This window comes from Pelosinus baikalensis, from assembly GCF_020819555.1.
In the GTDB taxonomy this organism is placed as follows: Bacteria; Bacillota; Negativicutes; order DSM-13327; family DSM-13327; genus Pelosinus; species Pelosinus baikalensis.
The window spans coordinates 1-571 of record NZ_JAJHJB010000150.1; the positions used below are offsets into that span (position 1 = coordinate 1).

The window sequence follows — 571 nt, forward strand, 5'->3', positions numbered from 1 at the left end:
GCCTGGAAACGTTCTTCTATCCCCTTCTCTTGACATTGCAAAACAAGATGCTGAATTTCAGACAGGTTTCCTTCAATACTTTCCTGAATCTTTTGATCCGGCTCACACAATATTACCAAACGCTGCTCATATAGAGGGGGGATTCCTGATGCAGAAGCTTTCTCCTTCCAGCATGGATGAAATAGCAGAACACTCTTCTTTTCCACAGTTTCAAATGCGCCTGCCTTTTCTTCTAATACCCTTGTCGAGAACCCCTTTATTTTTATACACATTTTCCCTGCTTCATTGCATAAGTCAATATCAATTTTTTTTATTTTATCTTTGTTCGTACTGCCAGTATGGTATCGAATCAGCGCCCACATGGCAGGAGTGCAGCGGTCTATGACTTCCACTTCTTGCAATGCAAAAGGCAGCATTGTTTTAGCGCTTTCTTCCTGTTCCATCAATAAATAGATTGACGCCTGCAGGGCGGAATCCAGCAAACTAGGGTGTACGATATATTGATCTCTTGTATGAGAAACCGTGGGCGGCAAAGATAACTTCGCTAATACTTGGCTTTCTCCAAGATAGA

General features: G+C 42.2%; 1 protein-coding gene. It reads right to left on the bottom strand.

Annotated features, from left to right (window positions below; all coding sequences use genetic code 11):
* The coding region (locus LMF89_RS25540; RefSeq protein ID WP_229537603.1) for a polyketide synthase dehydratase domain-containing protein at window positions 1-571 on the bottom strand (571 nt) is incomplete at both ends.